Source organism: Bacillus sp. mrc49 (assembly GCF_002803435.1).
Window position 1 is genome coordinate 1 of record NZ_PHNG01000321.1, and the last position, 316, is coordinate 316.

Annotated in this window: 1 protein-coding gene; it reads left to right on the forward strand. The window is 37.7% G+C overall.

Features of this window, described 5'->3' with window-relative positions:
• Positions 1 to 40 precede the first annotated feature (40 nt).
• On the forward strand, positions 41 to 316 hold a 276-nt coding region (locus tag CVN76_RS02160), incomplete at its 3' end, for a Na+ dependent nucleoside transporter N-terminal domain-containing protein (protein WP_332850588.1).

The following is a 316-nucleotide window of genomic DNA, read 5'->3' on the forward strand; positions in this document are numbered from 1 at the left end:
AATAACGTTGAAAGCGTTAACACTCTAGGGGGATGGTCGAATGGATTTTATATTCTTGCTAACAGGGATCCTGTTTGTTTTTATCATCGCTTTTTTATTCAGTAATAACCGGAAGAAAATAAAATATAAACGAATTCTGATCATGTTGGCCGTGCAAATCCTTTTAGTGTACACGATGATGAATACTAGCATTGGCCTGATTGCAATTACCAGCGTAGGCCAATTTTTTGAAAAATTAATGGCGGTCGCAGATTCCGGAATCCAGTTTGTATTTGGCGGGATGGTAAATAAAGGGGCAACAACGTTTTTCTTTGTA